Origin of the sequence: Shewanella sp. HN-41, assembly GCF_000217915.1 — a bacterium.
GTDB lineage: Bacteria > Pseudomonadota > Gammaproteobacteria > Enterobacterales > Shewanellaceae > Shewanella.
On sequence record NZ_AFOZ01000041.1, the window covers coordinates 80,687 to 99,862 of the forward strand.

13 protein-coding genes and 3 pseudogenes are annotated in these 19,176 nt (G+C 49.8%); 4 read left to right on the forward strand and 12 right to left on the reverse strand.

Annotation, left to right across the window (positions count from 1 at the left end; all coding sequences use genetic code 11):
- Positions 1-3: 3 nt before the first annotated feature.
- The 4 genes and pseudogenes from SOHN41_RS15900 to slyA form a co-directional block, all read right to left on the reverse strand.
- Positions 4-632: pseudogene (locus SOHN41_RS15900) on the reverse strand (c-type cytochrome).
- A 150-nt stretch (positions 633-782) separates the two neighbouring features.
- Complete coding sequence (locus SOHN41_RS15905) at positions 783-1,811, reverse strand: DUF2955 domain-containing protein (RefSeq protein ID WP_007650953.1); 1,029 nt, start codon at positions 1,809-1,811, stop codon at positions 783-785.
- A gap of 15 nt (positions 1,812-1,826) precedes the next feature.
- The gene (locus SOHN41_RS15910; protein ID WP_007650954.1) at positions 1,827-2,885 is read right to left on the reverse strand and encodes an HlyD family secretion protein; all 1,059 of its coding nucleotides are present in this window, start codon (positions 2,883-2,885) and stop codon (positions 1,827-1,829) included.
- A gap of 8 nt (positions 2,886-2,893) precedes the next feature.
- Positions 2,894-3,367 (reverse strand): transcriptional regulator SlyA, encoded by a 474-nt coding sequence (slyA, locus tag SOHN41_RS15915; protein ID WP_007650955.1) that lies wholly within the window; start codon positions 3,365-3,367, stop codon positions 2,894-2,896.
- A gap of 218 nt (positions 3,368-3,585) precedes the next feature.
- On the opposite strand from slyA, the gene SOHN41_RS15920 reads away from it, so the two are divergent.
- Entirely contained in the window at positions 3,586-5,490 is a 1,905-nt protein-coding gene (locus SOHN41_RS15920) for a methyl-accepting chemotaxis protein (protein ID WP_037459385.1), read from the forward strand.
- A gap of 57 nt (positions 5,491-5,547) precedes the next feature.
- Here the strand turns inward: SOHN41_RS15920 and metF are convergent, their stop codons facing one another.
- The 3 genes from metF to metB all read right to left on the reverse strand — a co-directional run bounded on the left by metF (position 5,548) and on the right by metB (position 10,246).
- On the reverse strand, positions 5,548-6,441 hold the full coding sequence (gene metF, locus SOHN41_RS15925; RefSeq protein WP_007650957.1) for a methylenetetrahydrofolate reductase: 894 nt from the start codon (positions 6,439-6,441) through the stop codon (positions 5,548-5,550).
- A gap of 236 nt (positions 6,442-6,677) precedes the next feature.
- Complete coding sequence (locus SOHN41_RS15930) at positions 6,678-9,071, reverse strand: bifunctional aspartate kinase/homoserine dehydrogenase II (protein ID WP_007650958.1); 2,394 nt, start codon at positions 9,069-9,071, stop codon at positions 6,678-6,680.
- A gap of 11 nt (positions 9,072-9,082) precedes the next feature.
- On the reverse strand, positions 9,083-10,246 hold the full coding sequence (gene metB / locus SOHN41_RS15935; RefSeq protein WP_007650960.1) for a cystathionine gamma-synthase: 1,164 nt from the start codon (positions 10,244-10,246) through the stop codon (positions 9,083-9,085).
- Between the two features lie 212 nt (positions 10,247-10,458).
- Between metB and metJ the strand changes: the two are divergent.
- Together metJ and SOHN41_RS15945 are read left to right on the forward strand one after the other, a co-directional pair.
- A pseudogene (metJ, locus tag SOHN41_RS15940) lies at positions 10,459-10,772 on the forward strand (met regulon transcriptional regulator MetJ).
- A 100-nt stretch (positions 10,773-10,872) separates the two neighbouring features.
- Positions 10,873-11,616, forward strand: a complete 744-nt coding sequence (locus SOHN41_RS15945) for a sulfite exporter TauE/SafE family protein (RefSeq protein WP_007650964.1) — start codon at positions 10,873-10,875, stop codon at positions 11,614-11,616.
- An 88-nt stretch (positions 11,617-11,704) separates the two neighbouring features.
- Here SOHN41_RS15945 and nrfD read toward each other — a convergent pair whose 3' ends face one another.
- The 5 genes and pseudogenes from nrfD to SOHN41_RS15970 all read right to left on the reverse strand — a co-directional run bounded on the left by nrfD (position 11,705) and on the right by SOHN41_RS15970 (position 17,179).
- A complete protein-coding gene (gene nrfD, locus SOHN41_RS15950) occupies positions 11,705-12,652 on the reverse strand; it encodes an NrfD/PsrC family molybdoenzyme membrane anchor subunit (RefSeq protein ID WP_007650966.1) in 948 nt (315 codons plus the stop codon).
- A gap of 2 nt (positions 12,653-12,654) precedes the next feature.
- Entirely contained in the window at positions 12,655-13,221 is a 567-nt protein-coding gene (locus SOHN41_RS15955) for a 4Fe-4S dicluster domain-containing protein (RefSeq protein WP_007650968.1), read from the reverse strand.
- A 12-nt stretch (positions 13,222-13,233) separates the two neighbouring features.
- Positions 13,234-15,517: pseudogene (gene phsA, locus SOHN41_RS15960) on the reverse strand (thiosulfate reductase PhsA).
- Between the two features lie 422 nt (positions 15,518-15,939).
- Entirely contained in the window at positions 15,940-16,602 is a 663-nt protein-coding gene (locus SOHN41_RS15965) for a pentapeptide repeat-containing protein (protein ID WP_007650975.1), read from the reverse strand.
- A 94-nt stretch (positions 16,603-16,696) separates the two neighbouring features.
- Positions 16,697-17,179 carry an SRPBCC family protein gene (locus tag SOHN41_RS15970; protein WP_007650976.1) on the reverse strand — a complete coding sequence of 161 codons (483 nt, stop codon included), beginning with the start codon at positions 17,177-17,179 and terminating at the stop codon, positions 16,697-16,699.
- Positions 17,180-17,793: 614 nt separating this feature from the next.
- On the opposite strand from SOHN41_RS15970, the gene SOHN41_RS15980 reads away from it, so the two are divergent.
- Positions 17,794-18,897: a phosphoribosylaminoimidazolesuccinocarboxamide synthase gene (locus tag SOHN41_RS15980; protein WP_007650978.1), complete on the forward strand. Its 1,104-nt coding sequence runs from the start codon at positions 17,794-17,796 to the stop codon at positions 18,895-18,897.
- Positions 18,898-19,176: the final 279 nt, after the last annotated feature.

Sequence of the window (19,176 nt, forward strand, 5' to 3'; positions counted from 1 at the left end):
TCCTTATTTTAAATTAGCAAAGTAGTTAGCTAAGGCATCAACCTCGGCGGCGGTCAGCTTGTTGGCAACACTTGCCATCATGCCATCCACATCGCCCTTACGGGTTCCAGCCTGCCATGCCAATAATTGAGTTTTAATATAACTCGCCTGTTGACCAGCTAAGCGAGGAAATAAGCCACCACCTAATGCAGAAGGACCATGGCAGGTCACACAGGGCAGGGTAAACCACGGGACCAGTCGCCTTGGTAGGCTAAACGCGCGGTATCGTCACTGAAAGTGACTTGCACACCGCGAATAACAGGCTTGACGTCAGTGGTTGGCTTAGCGGAGAAATAACTGGCGACTTGTTCGATGCCATCCCCTTGAAGGGTCATCGCCATCGGCATCATAGTCGCATTTTGGCGCACACCGGCCTGGAAATGCTGTAATTGCGTCGTGATATAGTCTTTTGATAACCCAGCTAATCGAGGACCGAGGGGCTCAATTCCCTCACCTTCCACTCCGTGGCAAGTCACACAGATTTGTGCTGGTTGTGGGATCACGGTTGCGCCTGCTGCAAGGGCAACCGACGCCATAGCGTAACCGCTTAATAGTGTTAAGCCTGTGGCTAATGTTTTAATTTTAATGTTCATTTTCTATCCTTGAAGAGAGTTAGGCTCTAAGCATAGGAGGTTTTTATTAAGTTAAGTGCTCACACGTCTAGCAGACGCTAAACGAATTTTGAGTACCTTACTACTCGAAGGGACGAGTAACAAGCATTAAAAAAATCTAATATTAGTTTGTTAATAACCAAACCTTGTTGATTCGAAACTATTCAATAACTTATGGATCAAATAACAGAGGAGTAATGTGGCGACTATCGCCACAAAAATGCTGCTCACCCGATAGAGCGCACTGAAAATCAGGTCATTGCCCGGAGTAAGATATTGGCCAAATAGGATACCGAGCGTGGTCATAGCACCAAAACCGACACCAGAACCACTTGCCTCCTTGACATGGACTTGGCTAAAGATCATCAGCCCAATCCACAGCAAGGGCACGATTAATACCAATAACCCTGACCAATCATAGAGGAACAATTGCACTAATACCCCAAATGACACTCCCAACAGAGTGCCGATGGCCCGTTTACGGGCATAGTCGAGTGCGCCATTCCAATGCATTGGGAATAGCAGCAATAGGGTCGTTGCCTGCGCCGACATTGAATCCCGTAGATCAAATACTTGAAATACTAGGAACGATGCCGTCGCTATAGTCGCGCCGAGTAACGCTTCATGGCGCATCCGATTTAGCGCCTTAGGTCCAGGCTTGTACGCGGCCCTTGGCTCGACATCGGGCCAGAGTGCCGTCATAGCGTAGGCGATGATCACCGAGAGTGCCGTCGCCCAAAAATTACTGAAGATTAAATCGTTTAAATCGACGCCGGGATAACTGGCAAAGTGCAGCATGATACTCAGGCTCAGCACACCGTTGGCACCAAAGAGGAACAAACTACCCCGGGACATGGCCGCAAAGCGATATAAAAATAGTAAGAAGACTATGGGAGCCATCATGCCGGGATGACTGCCAAAGACACCTCCGAGCAAGCCGACTTCGAGCCCAGCCATGGCCGATGAGGCCAATAACTGGCGCATCGCATGGCCACTCATCACGGGGACTAATCCCAGCAATAACATAGGGGTGACAGTGAAAAATACCCCGTTACTCCACCCAAAAATCTTACATAGGGTAAAACCAATCGTCCCCCCTGTCGCAATGCGCAAGCATTGGCGTAAATCATTGGCCGTCAATGGGCTATGGCGTAGTAACATGCTCTTCGCCCTATATTAATAGATATAATGCAGCAGGCTAATCACCTTAATCTGCACTTTAGCGAGCAGACTAAACAGACTATTCTCTGGCAGCAATTGCACTGTGGCGCGCGCACCCGCTGGCAGATCTTTCATTCCATTACCCTCCAACATTAAGTGCAATCTGAGTCTTTGGGCATCTCGTACCCAACGATCCGATTCCTGCGGCGCCGCTAAACGGCCATTGGCATCGAATTGCCCCGCACTCACGCCTGCATCGACACTGCTAACCTGGGCACGGTACAAACGACCAGGCTCGCCATCGAACGCGATCAAAGCGGTAGAAGAAGCGTTAACTCCGCGTAAACTTTTTTCACGAAAATCAGCAATAATGTCAACTTTATCAGAGACTAATGCCAGCAAAGGTTGGCCGACAGCAGCAAAGCTTCCCACTTCCAGTTGCAGGTTAGTCACTATCCCATCCTGATCGGCACGAATTTGGGTATAGGATAAATTCAGCTCCGCTTGCTCTAATTGGTTTTTAGCCTGGCGCACCTTGAGGTTTTCTTCACCATACACCCCACGGCTCACCTTGAGTTTTTCTAGACGGGCATCGGCTGCTAGCAGATTGGCATGTGCTGCCTCGGCATCGCTATCGGCCTGATCCCGCTGCTGTTGCGATACACCATGGGTGACATATAGGGCATCGAGACGTTTTGCTTCTCGGCGTTTTTGCTGTGCCGTAGTTCGGCTCGCATTCACATCCGCCCTAGCAGCTAAGAGTGAAGCGTCTAACTCGGCATTGTCTTGGCGAACTTGCTCTAGGGCCAACTTAGCCTGTGATACGGCTAACTCAAAGGGTGTTGGGTCGACTTGAAACAGTAAATCGCCCTTCGCGACCACTTGGTTATTCTTCACATTAATGGTTTGAATCTTGCCACTGATCTGCGGCGTCACCTTAGTCACCACTCGGGTGGCCATCGCCTGGGGTGTTAATGGCATTACAGTGTCGGCAAACATAAAATAGCCAAATACCAGTACAAAACCGAGCATGGCGATTTTGACAAGGCGGGCAAATTGTTGATCCGGTGTCATCTTATTTCTCACTCAATAATTTCTGTGCTCTTAGCCAACTTGGCCAAGGCGTTATCACTGATTAGGCTAATAATGCGTTCGAACTCGCCAAGCTCACCGGCGCTGATCCCTGCTAATAAATCGCCCCGAACTCGGATGATCCGCGCCTCCATTTGCTTTAACACGTCTTTACCCTCTGGCGTTAACGACACGATTCGGGCGCGCTTGTCTTTAGTACAACAATGACGCTCGACTAAACCTTGCTCCTCTAACTGCCCTAAAGTGCGCATCAAAGAAGCCAATTCAATTTCTAATGCATCAGCCAACACTTTCTGGCTGATATTGTCGCCTAGGCGCAGTAACTTCCACAGTGCCGTCCACCTAGGATGGGTTAATCCGAGAGGTGCTAATTCAATATCGGCGACCGTGCGCCACAGCCGATGGAGACGCCCTAAATGTTCCGCGAGGGATAACTCCTTTAAACGCTCTAATTCTGTTTGCATCACGCTTACCATTTTACTTAGCCTGCTAAGCATTATACTTAGTTAGCATGCTAAGTAAATGTGATCCACGAAAAAAAGATCTGTGCACGCTGCCACGAAATTCACAAAAAATCGAAAAACAACTGAGAAAGGCTAAGCCGCTCCCAAATATAAAAGCTGTATCTCTATAATATTCAAAAAGATAATTAGGCAGACATACGGATATTTGGAGGTTAGCTGTGAAGAATTTGAACATTAGCACTCGGATAGTTTTGGGGATCAGCCTACTGCTATTCGCGGTGATGAGCTTTATCATGCCGCTGGTGCTATCGGAATTCAGTCGCCAAATTCGCGGATCTGAACAACGAGAACTGCACAAGCTGTACGAGACCGCCGTGGCCAATATCGCCTCATCGGGGCAAAGAGCGCAGGCGATGGCAACCTTGATCTCATTAACCCCAGAGATCCAGAGCAGTTTTGCCGAGCGCAACCGTGAGGAGCTGCTGCAACGCACACTGCCGTTATTTAGCCGTGTTAAACAAGATTTTGCCGTGCAGCAGTTTCAGTTTCACACCCCACCTGCCACTTCATTTTTGCGCCTGCATCGCCCCGAAAAATTTGGCGACGATCTCACCGTGATCCGTAAAACCATTGTCGAAACCAACACCCAAAAACAACCGCTTAGGGGCTTAGAATATGGGGTTGAAGGCTTAGGGATCCGTGGTCTAGTGCCGATGACTTACCAAGGGCAACATACGGGCTCGGTGGAATTTGGCATGTCCTTTGGCCAAACCTTCTTCGACCATTTTAAAAATGCCTACCAAGCAGAGATCACCCTCTTGCTCCCAAAGGACGGGCAATTTACTCCCTTTGGCGGCACTTTCACCACAGACACTAATGCCGCAAATGAACTCAATAACGTGATGCAAGGTGCCGAGGTTATCCGCACCATCGACTTAGATGGCAAGAGCTTTGCCCTGTATCGCCATGGGATGAAGGACTATTCGGGTAAAACCTTCGGGGTGCTAGATATCGCGTTGGATAGAAGCCACTCAGAACAAGCCATGTCCGACATTCGCTTAAAACTCATTATCATAGGTTTTATTGCCTTCTTAATCGGAACCGCGATTGCGTGGTTTATCGCTAAGAGCATTACCCGTCCAATTGCCGAAACAACCAATGCGCTCAATGACATTGCCGAAGGTGAAGGTGATTTAACCCGCCGCATCGAAGTGAAGAGCAGGGATGAAATCGCCCAACTTGCCCAGGCCTTTAACCGCTTTGCCGAGAAGATCCACGCCACTGTGGCTCAAGTGTCAGACTCCACCAGCCTGCTCGCAACATCGGCCGAAGAAATGTCCGCCATCACCCATGAAACCCAACAAATGGCAAACCGGCAGCACCTCGAAACCGAGCAAGTCGCGACCGCCATGAACGAAATGGCCACGACAGTGCAAGAGGTCGCCCACAACGCCACCGACGCCGCCGATGCCGCAACCCATGCCAGTGAGTCTACCGAACAGGGCAAACTCTTAGTCGAAAGGGTTATCTCGACTATCAGTCTGCTCGCCGATGAAATTGCCCATGCGGCCAATGCCATCAATGAACTCGAACGCAATACCACGCAGATTGATTCGGTATTAGTGGTGATCCGCAATATTGCCGATCAGACCAACTTGCTTGCCCTCAATGCCGCCATTGAGGCCGCCCGCGCCGGAGAACAGGGTCGTGGCTTTGCTGTGGTGGCGGATGAGGTGCGCACTCTCGCCAGCCGCACTCAAGCATCAACCACGGAAATTCAGCAAATGATTGAAGCATTGCAACAGAGTGCCAAAGTCACCGTCAGCACTATGAATACCAGCACGGCCACCACACAGAGCTGTGTGTCACTGGTACATGAGGCGGGTGAAGCCCTCGAAGCCATTACCCAAGCCGTGTCGACCATCAGCCAAATGAACATTCAAATAGCCAGTGCCGCCAACGAGCAGTGCGCCGTCTCGGCTGAAATTAATAAAAACATCAATAATATTAATGACATTACCACCAATGCAACCGAGAGTGCCGTGCAAACCGCACGGGCGGGAGACGAATTAGCGCAGCTGTCGATGCGCTTAACTACACTGCTATCCCAATTTAGGATTTAGGATTACGCAATAAAAAACGCCGCGTTATGCGGCGTTTTTTATTGGTATTTGAGTCGGTTATGCCACCTTTGGGCGAACCCCTAAGGTATGGCAAATCGCATAGGTCAACTCGGCGCGGTTGAGGGTGTAGAAGTGGAAATCCTTCACGCCTTCACGGGATAACACTTTGACCATATCAATCGCCACGTTTGCACCGACTAATTGGCGTGTTCCGGCATCGTTTTCTAAACCGTCGAACTGCTTATGTAGCCAGCTCGGTAAAGACACATTAGTCATGCCCGCAAAACGTTTTAGCTGGGTAAAGTTAGTCACAGGTAAGATACCGGGGACAATTTCCACATCGATACCCGCGGTGACACAGCGGTCACGGAAACGCAGGTAAGACTCGACGTCGAAGAAGAACTGGGTGATCGCACGGCTGGCACCCGCATCGATTTTACGCTTGAGGTTAATCAAGTCCGCCTGAGCGTTAGCGGCATCGGGATGCACTTCTGGATAGGCCGCCACCGAGATATCAAAGTCCGCCACGGAGCGCAGTAAACGCACTAAATCTACCGCAAAGCGGGTTGGTTTTGGACTGCCAGCGGGTAAGTCACCACGCAGCGCCACTATGTCGCGAATGCCCGATTTCCAGTAATGCTTCGCCAGTTCTAGCAGTTCTTCATCGCTGGCATCCACTAAGGTTAAATGTGGCGCGGCGACCAGGTTAGTTTCCTGCTGAATCCGTTCAATCACGCCATGGGTGCGGTCACGAACCCCCGAGTTAGCACCGTAGGTCACTGATACAAACTTAGGATTCAGCGGCTCTAAACGGCGGATAGAGTTCCACAGGATCTGTTCCATTTCGGGGGTTGATGGCGGGAAAAACTCAAAAGAAACATTAATATCGCCATTAAGCTCAGATAAGCTCTGGTTTAGCGAATGTGAATGTTGTGCGTAATGAAAAGCCATGTGTATTTCCTCAACCGCCCTTGGCACGACTCACCGCCCATGGCACGACTCTATAGTTCAGTGGTTCTAACAAAGTAGACGTTTGGACGTCTATATGTCCATATACTAGAGAAACTGGGGTGTAAGTCAAGCCAAAAAATCCCCATTTACGGTAATTTCTGCCCCAGAGATGAGTCTATTTATTCTAGACAATAAAAAAGGACTCAAATGAGTCCTTTAAGTTTTTGAATTTAAATTTATTCTTGCAATAGATCGCGGCAGATCTGCGTCAGATCCGATTGTACCGCCGCCGCGGTCACCTCACGGCCAGCACCCGGTCCACGGATGATCAAAGGATTGCCTTGGTAGAAAGCGGAGCGGATCACAAACACATTGTCCCCCGGCGTTAAATTGGCATAGGGATGATTAGCATCAATCCACTGTAACCCCACTTCAGCCTTGAGCTCTGGGCCGCTATTATCTAGGGAGGCGACGTATCTGAGCACCTTATTTTGCTCCGCCGCCGCACCATATTGTTGTTGCAATTCATCGTCTAATTCAGCGATCCGCCCAAGGAATTGCTCCAAGGGAATATCGGCCAAATCGGCCGGCACTAACGAACGCAATTCAATATCTTCAAGCTCGATTTCAAGACCGATTTCACGGGCCAAAATAAGCAATTTACGCTGCATATCGCGGCCAGACAGATCGTCGCGTGGATCGGGCTCGGTAATACCTAAGCCTCTAGCTTCAATCACTAATTCAGAGAAAGGTTTGCTGGTATCGTATTTTTCAAATAACCAGCAAAGGGTACCCGAAAAGATGCCGCCCACGGCCTCAACGCTATCACCGCTATTACGCAGATCATTTAACGCATGTTGGATAGGCAAGCCTGCACCGCAGCTGGCGTTATAGCGCCAAAATAGGCGACGATTACCCAATTGTTGCTTTAACTCGCGATAGAAAGGCAGAGGTCCCGAACCTGCGAGTTTATTCGCGCTCACCACATGGATGCCGCGCTCAAATAACTCAGGATATTGCAGAGTCAAACTGGCGCTGGCACTGATATCTAAGGCCACCAGCTCATCGCAGTTAACGCGCTCTAACTGTTCGAACAAGTGCTCGTACTGCCAAGGTGTTGCTTGCGTATCGAACTCAGTCTGCCAATTGGCTAAGTTAATGCCAGCGGATTTGATCAAAGCCTTGCTCGAGCTAACTAATCCCACTAACTCAACCTTAGTCTCCAATTCATGGTCAAGGGAGGGCGATACTGACTTAAACAGATTTACCCAAGCTTCACCTATATTGCCCACCCCGAGCAGCAGGACACCAATGCGTTTACGCGGCCCAGCGCAGCGGCGGTGCACCTTTTGGGTTAACAGATTCACCTGTGACTGAGGCACTAGCGTTACTAAGCTTAAATCACCACTAAACAAAGGTTTAGCATCGCGGTTCAATAAACGGGAAAAACCGCGACGGTAGTGTTCGGCATCGGCACTGACTAACGCCACTAGGCCGAGATCTGTGTTGATCTGCTGATCGCTGATCCCTAATGCTTCAGCCTGAGCATCGAGTAATCTTTGTACTTGTTTTTGATTTTCAGCGGTATAAGCAAGCTCAACCCTTTGATGGGCCGATACCCAGTGGGCCAATGGTGTTAAACCCGCTACGATCAATGAATCCAATAAATGGGTTAATTCACCCGTAAGCTTAAAGCCGAACAGGACGACAGCATTGAGGTTAGTCACCACGGGCGCGCTCGCCGACGAACTGTGGGGCGCTATCAAAGTAAAATCGGTGTGGGACGCATAGCTGGAGCGCACCGCTAGACTCACCTCGGTATTAAATAACGGCTGCAAAGTACGCGAATGCAATACGGGTGAGCCTAAACGCGCTAAGCGGTCAGCCTCGGCAAGTGACATGCTTTTCAGCAATTTGGCATCGTTGATCTTATTAGGATCGGCGTTGAACACCCCTTCCACATCGGTCCAAATGGTCACCCGTTCAATATCGGCAAGGCTAGCAATCAGGCTGGCGCTAAAATCTGAACCATTACGGCCGAGTAATAGGGTATCGCCACGCTCGTTGGCACAGATAAAACCTGTGATCACTAACCGCTCGTTAGGATGGGCAGCCAGTAATGCCTGCACTTTGGCGCGGGATTCCTGCACACGAATTTGCGGTACCGCGGCTTCATCGGCGACTAAAATTGAACAGGCATCCACATGGCTTGCCGCCACGCCAGACTCGCGCAGCAGCGCCGCCATTAAACGCGCCGACCAACGCTCGCCAAAGCTCACCACATGGTTAACTTGGTAGTCGTTGCGTTCGTTCAAGGACAATAAACTGATGAGTTGCGCTTTATCCGTGGTTAAACGCTCACGCAGATCCCGGGCCTGTTCATTCGACAATAACTGCTCAATCAGCCCCTGCTGATAGCCGATAAGCACTTGCAACTCTTCCTGCCAAAGCTCACCAGCATCACGCAGTGCTAATAATTTATATAGGAAATTCGTGCTCTTACCCGCAGCAGAAACCACCACTAGATCATCACTATGGCCGTGGGTTAACAGGATATGGGCCACTCGGCGATAACAATCGGCATCCGCTAAACTGGAGCCACCAAATTTATGTAAGTGACAACGTGCCATCTGGTAATCCTCTACTGGCAAGCCGCTACGGCGGCTAATCCGGCTTGAATATCTGCAACTAAGTCGTCGGCATCTTCAATACCGACCGACAAACGTAATAGGGTATCTTTAATGCCCGCCTCACTGCGCGCCTGCGGCTCCATCGCCCTGTGGGTCATAGTGGCGGGTACAGCGACTAAACTTTCGACGCCACCTAAACTCTCGGCCACGCTAAATAATCTCAGCGCAGCTAAAAAGGCCACAACCTCGGCCTCGCCGCCCTTAAGCTCAAAACTCAGCATAGCCCCAAAGCCCTTCTGCTGTTTGGCGGCAATCGCATGTCCTGGGTGATCCGCAAGGCCTGGGTAATAGACTTTGCTCACTTGGTTGCTTTGGGTTAATACCTCAAGAATGCGCTGGGCATTGGCTTGATGTTCACGAATTCGCACCGCTAGGGTACGTAGGCCGCGCAGGGTTAAGTAACTGTCAAAGGCCGAGCCCGTTAAACCTAAGGTATTTGACCACCAATGTAAGCTTTCGCCAATTTGTGCATCTTTGGCAACCACAGCGCCGCCGACCACATCGCTGTGACCATTAATATATTTAGTGGTGGAATGGATAACGATATCCGCGCCCAACAATAGGGGTTGCTGCAATATCGGCGATAAAAAAGTGTTATCGACTACCACCAGCGCACCGACCTCATGGCTCGCCTTGGCGATAGCTTCGATATCCACCACACGCAATAGTGGGTTCGATGGAGTTTCGAGCCATACCATCTTGGGCTTTTGCGCTATGGCAGCGGCGAACGCTTGGTCGTCGGTTTGATCGACCACAATCAGCTTAAACTGGCCTTTCTTCGCCAAGTTGGTAAATAAACGGTAGGAACCGCCATAACAATCGTGGGGCACCACCAATAGATCATCGGGGCCAAGCAAGGTGGTCACTAAGGTGATGGCCGCCATACCCGTGCAGGTCACCACGGCGGAGGCACCTTGCTCTAACTTGGCCAGTGCTTCACCTAAAATACAACGCGTTGGGTTGCCTGAGCGGCTGTAATCAAACTCACGGGGATTTTTATGACCATCGAAGGCGTAATTAGTCGACAAATAAATCGGTGGCACAACGGCACCATATTGGGTATCGCTCTCGATCCCCTGACGCACGGCCAGCGTGGCTAATTGACGCTCTGTCATAGGTGAACTCCTAAATTCGATAGACGAGTAGAGATGTCTGGACGTCTAAATGTACCTAAGCCCAACGCCATCGTCAATAGGCGTTAAGACGTTTAGACGTCTAAACATAAAGAAATCTGTTTGCAATCCCCAAGAAATAGTAGCAATAATTTGACTGTTGTTTGTAAGGGTTTAAAATCTGCCCCGAATTTAGCGTTATAACAGGTGAGTCAATGACTGAATGGAATGGGGAATACATCAGCCCCTATGCTGAACATGGCAAGAAGAATGAACAAGTAAAAAAATTACTGTGTCTATTCCGCTCAAAGTGCTAAAAGTCCTCACGGACGAACGTACTCGTCGTCAGGTCAATAATTTGCGTCACGCCACCAACAGCGAGCTGTTGTGTGAGGCATTCTTGCATGCCTATACAGGCCAGCCTTTGCCTAATGATGCCGACCTCTCCAAGGACTGTCCCGACAGTATTCCAGCAGAAGCTAAACGCCTGATGGACGAAATGGGAATAGAATGGGAAGACATGGAATAACGCTCACGCGTCCATAATCCTGCCACAACTAATTATTATTAGGGATCGTTAATACTCATCCAGTAGAGTAACGATCCCTATTTTGTTTTGATGGAATCCTATGTTCTCCTTGATAGATCCACAAACGCTCGCGATTGCGTCTGTGATTGTATTCTTAGGCGCCTTCACCCAGAGTTTGATTGGGTTTGGTCTTGCCGTCGTGGCTAGCCCGCTGCTGTATATTGTCGATCCCGAATTAGTCCCCGCCCCTGTGATTGTGATGGGATTTACAATCGCCCTACTCACCCTATTGCGTGAACGTGGCCACCTAGAATTCAATGACTTGCAATACGCGCTGATGGGTCGTGTGCCTGGTGGTTTTATCGGTGCCAGCCTATTGTTATTTGCGCCACAGCCCATCCTAGGTCTCGCCATTGCGACCATTGTGGCGGTTGCCGTGGTGTTGAGCCTGTATAAATTCAGCTTACCCGTGAATAAAGTAACCCTGTTTGGTGCAGGTGTGGTATCGGGGATCTTTGGCAATATCGCAGCGATTGGCGGCCCTCCGATGGCAATCTTGTTGGCGGGTAAGGATGCCGCAAAATTTCGCGCCGCGCTTTCGGCCTTCTTTATCTTTAGTTCGACCATAGCATTAGTCATTCTTGGGGTGATGGGCCTACTCGAAATCAAGCATTTATGGTTATCTTTGATGCTATTACCCTCGGTATTTTTAGGCTATTTAGTGGCGGGCACATTGGTGGGAAACGTCGATAAGCATAGGACTAAGATGGCAACCTTAACCCTCTGCGGTATCAGTGCCTTAGTGCTTACGGTTAAGTCTGTGATTGAGTTATTGCCGCAATAATTTCTTGTCAATCACAGTCATAAAAAAGCACCGATAAACGGTGCTTTTTGCTTGCAGGGTGCGGTGATTTACGTCAGCAGTATTACAGTTAACTTAGATAGCTTTGCCCTGCGTACACAATAAAGTGCCTTAAGGCGAGCACGCCGGTTAAGCTGGCGCAGGCAACCATGATCATCGCGCCCTTAGTATGGCGAGCCGCGGCGGGTAGCAGCATAAACAGCAGTGGAATACCAAAGCCAATACCGACAACGCCTATCCAGAACACGCTTGCCCATAGTCCAGAGGTTAATGACGCTAAGGCTGCAGCCGCCGCGCCGCCCTTGAAGTACAAGGCGCAGAACAACATGAACAGGAACAGGATTTCAATCGCCATCACTGGCAGCTCTAGGCCATGCATTTTGGCTAAGGTCTTGTCGTGGCTGTCAGTCTTAAACATCACCAGCGCCAGTACTGCATTTGCCGCAGCGCCCGCCGATAGACCCGATACTAAAAATAGCGCAGGCAGTACCGCAGTGTTGAGCATAGGGTAAGCATTCATCGCCGAAATTAAGAAGCCAGTGTAAGCCCCCACGCCAATGGCGAGGACAAATAACAATACCTCAATCGGTTTTCGAAATGGCATAAGTAACTTAGCGATAGGCGCTAGGAAACCTAAACCCCATTTTGGCAGTTCATCCCGCAGCACAATAATGGCGTAGGCAAAGGCTAAGGGAGAATAAGCCAGTAGCGCTAGTACCCCAATCGCCATCACAGACTGGAAGTTATAGTGAATTAAGATCAGCCAGAAGTGGAATGGTTTGGTTAAATCAAACACTAAGCAAGCTAAACCTAAGCTAATTGCCACAGGTCCAATAATGGCTGCCGCCTTCAAAATACTGCTTTCGGCTCCCGCGCTGAGTTCCTTATTCGCCCAACGCAGGCCAATGCCAATCAATAGACTGCCCGCGGATAACCCCGCCATAAACAGATAAACGGCGATGACCCAGTGCCAAGTGACGGGATCATATTGCGCCATGTCGCCCCAAGTATTGTTCATAATCAAATCCCCCCTCTTTTGGTAGGAACGCGATATACCCTAGGCTTGGTGCCTAAATGGGTCTTATCTTGGTATGTTATTTTAGTGTTGAGCAAGATGGCGACTTCACTGCGAGGATCATTAGCATCGCCAAACACTAAGGCATCGGTTGGACACACAGTCACACAGGCAGGCTCTTCGCCCCGCGCTAACCGCGTGTCCTTACAGAAGTTACACTTATCCGCCGCCTTGGTTTCTGGGTTCATAAAGCGCACTTTGTAGGGGCACGCCGCCACGCAGTACATGCAGCCGACACACTTCTCGGTATGGATAGAGACAATGCCATCCTCGCCCACATAGGCCGCGCCCGTAGGGCACACCTTAACGCAGGGTGCATCTTCACATTGCTGGCAAGATACCCTGTGATATTTGAAATGCAGATTAGGCATCTCACCAAAGGGGCCTTCCACACGCACTTGCAGACGAGTCACGCCTTCGGGTACGCCATTTTCACTGCGACAGGCCACGTTACAGGCTTGGCAGCCGATGCACTTGTTCTCGTCGTGCACCATTACATATCGTTTATTCATTTAAGCCTCCGATTAGCGCTTTGCCAGCGTGACGCCCGTGGTGTGCACTGTCATGCCACACACAGGGGCTGTTTGATGGGGCAGTAGGTTTCCGCAGTGAATGCCTTTGCCTGTCGCTCTAACCAACTCTTTGTTTTTAGAACCAAAGCCCATATAGGCAAACACAGTATCTTGGCGAATACCCGGCGTGACTAAGGCATGGCCTTCCTCGGTGCCAACACTGCTGGTGAGGCGGATTGGGTCGCCATTGCTGATCCCTAACTTGCCCGCAGTGACGGGGTGAACCCAAATCGCGTTATCCGACATCAGGTTAGCGAGCATAGGCACATTGTGGGTGGCGCCATTGGTGTGCACCGCCACTTTGCCTTGGATAAAGTACAACTCATCGGCTTTTTTAAGATGCACTTCGCGGAACTTGATCACCCCACGGCCCGGTGCCATGGTTTCGACCTTAGCGGAGGTCAATTCAATCTTGCCGCTGGGGGTTTTAAAGGTGAGCAAGCTGCCGTAGGTGCCATCTTCATCCACGGGCTTGGCATTGGCATAGGCCTTAGTAAACTCGGCCACCATCTTAGGTTCGCGCAGCATGATGGGCTTACCGAAGCTGACAAAACCTTCGTCTTTGATGCGGCGCAGCAGGTCAGTATCGCGGTTTACCTGCAGCATTTGCAGGGTTTCCATGTTTTCCCATGGATAGAATTCACCCAGCCCCAGCTTATGGCCGATATCCTTAAAGATCTGCCAAGAAGGCTTAGTATTACCTAAGGTTTCAACCGCCCGTTGGCGCACATAGTAGGCGGGATTTTTGCCGGATTTGTCGGCAATTTCTTCGTCACGTTCAAGGTAGGTGGATTCGGGTAGAATCACGTCCGCATAGGCGGCAGTTTCGCTGATATACACATCACACACTGCAATAAAGTCGAGCTTTTTCATGGCTTCAACGACGCGCGCCCTGTCTGTCATGGTTTGCATTGGGTTGGTACGTGACATCACCCAGCCGTGTAACTGGTAGGGCACAGCGCTTAAGGTGGCATCGAGAATGGTTTGGTAAACGCCGCCCGATGTCCACATCATGGCGTACTGTTCTTCCACTTGATCGATACGTTTCGCTGCCGGTTTTGGCATGTCTTTCACGCCGGGTTTGGCCAATACGGGCGCAACTGCTTCACCGGCAAGCTTGTTGTAATCACCGGGTTTCTGACCGATATAAATCCCGCCCTTACGCTCGATATTGCCAATCAAGACGTTCGCGGCGTACAGGGCGCGGCGCATCTCAAACTCTTCGGTGGTAAAGGTGGCTCTGTGACCAAAATCGACCACGGCATGGGGCGCCTTGGCCGCATATTCGTGGGCGATGCGGCGAATGTCCTTGGCGGGCACATCGGAGATGGTTTCGGCCCACTCAGGGGGTATAGGCTTTGACTTCGGCGGCAAAGGCGTCGAAACCTTCCACATAGCGCGCGACAAAGGCCTTGTCGTAAAGATTATCTTCAATCAATACATGGCATAACGCCAAGGCGACGGCCACGTCGGTTCCGGGGCGAATGGCGTACCATTCATCGGCTTTATCGGCCACGACGGAGAATCTTGGCTCGAACACGACCAGCTTGGCACCTTTGTCCATCTGCGCCGCCATCATGCCGCGGGTTTCGGACATATTGATGCCTTCGTACAGGTTATGGCCGAAGTTAATGATGTATTTAGAATTACTTAAATCACGTTTGACCTTAGTGCCAAAAATAGCCTTAGCGGCAATTTCATAACCGCCAGGGCAAGTCGACGCGTGGGTAAAGGTATTGGGACTACCAAAGGCGGTCGCAAGGTGAAATAGATGCTTTTCCTGTGAGCCAGATTTTGACGAGAATGCCACGGCCTCTGGGCCATGTTCTTTTTTGATTTTATTTAGATTTTCGGCGATGAGTTGATAAGCCTCATCCCAACTGATCTCGGCCCATTTGCCTTCGCCGCGCTCACCGACCCGCTTTAACGGTTGTACGATACGCTGTGGATCGTACAGCAAGCTATGGCCAGCGCCGCCACGGGCACACACTTTACCGCCAAAGGATTTGGCAGCCTTGTTGCCAGTGATGAAAACGTTTTTGCCCTCAATCACCCGCGCCGAAATTGGGCAGCGGGTCGAACACATCTCGCAAATACTGGCAATGTCCTTGCCCATACCCTTTAGCTGTTTGTTTTCTAATGCCGCTAAGCTGCCCGGCAGCAGACTGGCTAACGCACAGGTTGCCCCGCTCGCCCCTGCCCCCTTTAAAAAGGTTCGCCTATTAAGCTCAATCATAGTTGCCTCCATCACGCTCATCCCACCCGTCAGTCGCCGTATTTGGCGCCATCGAGCCGAGGTTTGCTCACTGATTTGATTACTTTTTTAGTTATAAAAGCGTAAAAACAGCGCCACCATATCTTCAAAATACAGGCATCCGCTGAATACACTGCTCATCCACGATGATTGTTATCCCGAAAGAGATGGGCGGATATTGTGGTAAACCACATCGGGAAGCTGGGTGTGATCTATCGCAACTAAAACCTAAGACTGACCTTGAAATACGTGAATAAGATCAATAGGTCCTAAAACACGGGCAGAAAAAAGCCGCCAGCTTTGGATACTGGCGGCTGAGAAGAAAACTGACATTTCAATCAATTGCGATAACCCTAGCAGGATAAGAACATCACGCTTGCGGGCCCAAACTGATTACAATCGCATTAATCCATTAACTCTATATCGAGGCAGTTGAGCAGCCGAATCGCTTCGTCGCGGCTAAACTTAGCGCCTTTGATTTTATTGTTAAAAATGTCGATATCGTAATTGGATGCCTCGCTAAAATCCGCCTCCAATAATTGAGTTCGGCCAAACAGACTATGGCTAAAATCCGTGTAGGTGAAATTGGCTTGGTTGAAACTGCCCTCACGAAAATCGACATCGTGGGCCTTGCACTCTTCGATGATGATTTCATCGAGGGACAAACCTAAAAATGAACAGTCATTTAGGATGCATTGCTTAAAGGAAAAGGGCGCGGCAAAGGATAAACGCGACCATGCGGCGCGAGTCCAATCGATACCGACTAGCTTACATTCCTCAAACTCCACCCCGCTGAACTGACACTGGGGCACCTTCACTAAACTTAAGTTGCAACGCACAAAGCGGCAATCGATAAACTTGCACTTACGGAAAGTGCTCTCGCTAAAATGGCAGTCTTGAAAGCAGCAATCCTCGAACTCGATTGCCTGTAACTCCTGCGCGAGTTCCGACAAGCCATTGAACTGTTTTGATAAAAAACTATTGCCCTGCAAAGCCGCGCTTGAGGCTAATTGCGATGGCGCAGGTTGTGATTGTGCAAACTGAAAGACTTCTTTCTGTGACGACATAACACCTCTAATCCTGCCCAATCCCCAACAAGATGATAATGCGGGCAATTGGGCTAGGTACGACTTAATGTTGACTCTCTGATAGGGGCGCCAGCTAGAGACTCGCGACGAGTTCCTCAAGCTGATCGGTCGCCTTAGACCAACCCTGATGAAACCCCATATCCTCATGATTCTGCCTATCTTCGCTATTCCAATGTAGCACCCGCGCAGTGTACTTGGTCTTACCATCCATAGGTTCAAACGTGATGGTTGCCGTCATAAAGGCCTTATCGGACGGCACCCAAGCCTCGGTAAAGGCATCGGTAAATACGATACGCTCATTCTCAACCACCTCGAGATACACGCCACGATTTGGGAAATCTTGCCCCTCAGGGCTACGCATCACAATCACATTTGAACCACCGGCACGCACATCTAAGCTCGCGCTAGCCACAGTCCACGGCCTTGGAGTAAACCAAATTTTGAGAAGCTCAGGCTCGGTCCACGCACGGAACAACTTTTCCGGCGGCGCATCGATAATCCGCTCTAATACTAGCTCTCGTTGATTATCATTATGTACATGCTGACTTGTGCTCATATTCCCTCCATTGGATATTTGGCTTGATGGTCTTGTGGACTGCAACTGTGTCATAAACTCGCACATCGACACGCTAAAATACAGTTCTTCAGTATTCGATGTTTGTCGTCAAGATGGTGCTTATTATTGCGCTTAATTAAGTCATCGCTAGGCAAATCCTTGTGCCCGCTAGACTCAAGCCACAGAACTATGCAAAGAGCAATGCAAATAGCCGTGGCAAATTTTGTCAAAAAAGGTAAAATGTCGCCAATTTTTCGCGGCTGTCTAACAAGGTTCTCTCGGATTAATGGTTAGCATTTTCGAGCAAAATGACACGGGCCCAACCCGCTTTTGCAGACCACTTTCACTGTGGTGCCAACCTTGCCCTGCGTTTGTTCCATCCCTTGCCTTATCTCCAGCAAACACCATTCAAACACCGCCCGAAAATACCACTTTTGCTGTTCAAGATTTAAGATCAAATCCCACCAACAGACTCACCACATTAAATGGTAAGTCGCTGGTAAATAATAAAAAGGTTTTACTAAATCAGGCGCTCGCCCGAAGCATAGCCCTAGTACAAACCGACACCTATAACAACCTTATCCCTACACTCTCAATCCAAAGGAATACTCGTCATGAGTCTTGCTGATTCCGTATTAGCCGTAAATAACGATTTGCCTATCCGCACCGACAGCCCTGTCCACAGCGGTAAGGTTCGCAGCGTTTATTGGCTAACCGATGCCGACAGCCGTCGTTTAATCAAAACCAAAGGTTATAACGTCCCCGAAGATACCCCGCTCGCCATCATGGTGATAAGCGACCGTATCTCGGCCTTCGACTGTATCTTCCACGGTGAAGGCGGTTTAAAAGGCATCCCAGGTAAAGGCGCGGCGTTAAATGCCATTTCTAATCATTGGTTTAAGCTATTTGCCGAAAACGGCCTAGCCGACAGCCATATTTTAGATATTCCGCATCCCTTCGTTTGGATAGTCCAAAAAGCCCGCCCCATTAAAGTCGAAGCCATTTGCCGCCAGTACATCACAGGCTCAATGTGGCGCGCTTACTCTAAGGGCGAGCGCGTATTCTGTGGTATTACACTGCCAGAAGGCTTAGAGAAAGATCAAAAGCTACCAGACTTACTGATCACCCCTTCGACCAAAGGCATCTTAACCGGTATTCCGGGTGTGCCTGCGCAGGATGATGTGAATATCAGCCGCAGCGACATCGAAGCCAATTACCAAGCCTTTGGCTTTGAAAAGTTGGAAGATATCGACCTGTACGAAAAGCTGTTAAAAGATGGTTTTAAGGTGATCTCTAAAGCGCTGGCCGACCTTGACCAAATGTTTGTAGATACCAAGTTCGAGTTTGGTTATGTGACCGACAAGAATGGCAACTCAAAACTGATCTATATGGATGAAGTCGGCACCCCAGACTCATCCCGTATTTGGGACGGCGCCGCCTACCGCGATGGCAAAATCTTAGAAAACTCTAAGGAAGGCTTCCGTCAGTTCCTGCTGAATCATTTCCCCGATCCGGATATTCTGCTCAACAAGGACAGAATGCCTGAGCGCGAAGCCCTCGCCCGCGATAATGCCCTGCCATTAGAAGCCATGATGGATGTGTCTCGCACTTATACTGGCGTTGCCGAGAAGGTGACTGGCGCAGCGATTCCACTGCCAGCAAATCCCAAGGCAGATATCATTAAGATACTCAAAGAGGAGTATGATCTGATTGTTTAATCAAATCATTGTGGGATGGGGAGTTTTCCCATAGCTGAATAGCAGGAAAGGCGCTTAGGCGCCTTTTTGTTTGCTTTGCAAAAGCAGCTTTTCCAAACTTCGTTTGGATCAAAGTCGTGGGGCTTCACCCCACACCCGACCAAGGAGGACTGCTCGTCCTATCCTCCTTGGATGCTCCAAGACGCCCCTAGCGAAGTTACATGCATTAGATACTTGCTTCGTGCTTATTCGAAAATAGCTAACGCCCTTCAGCAACTTCGCAGGAGATTAGTGAACTCC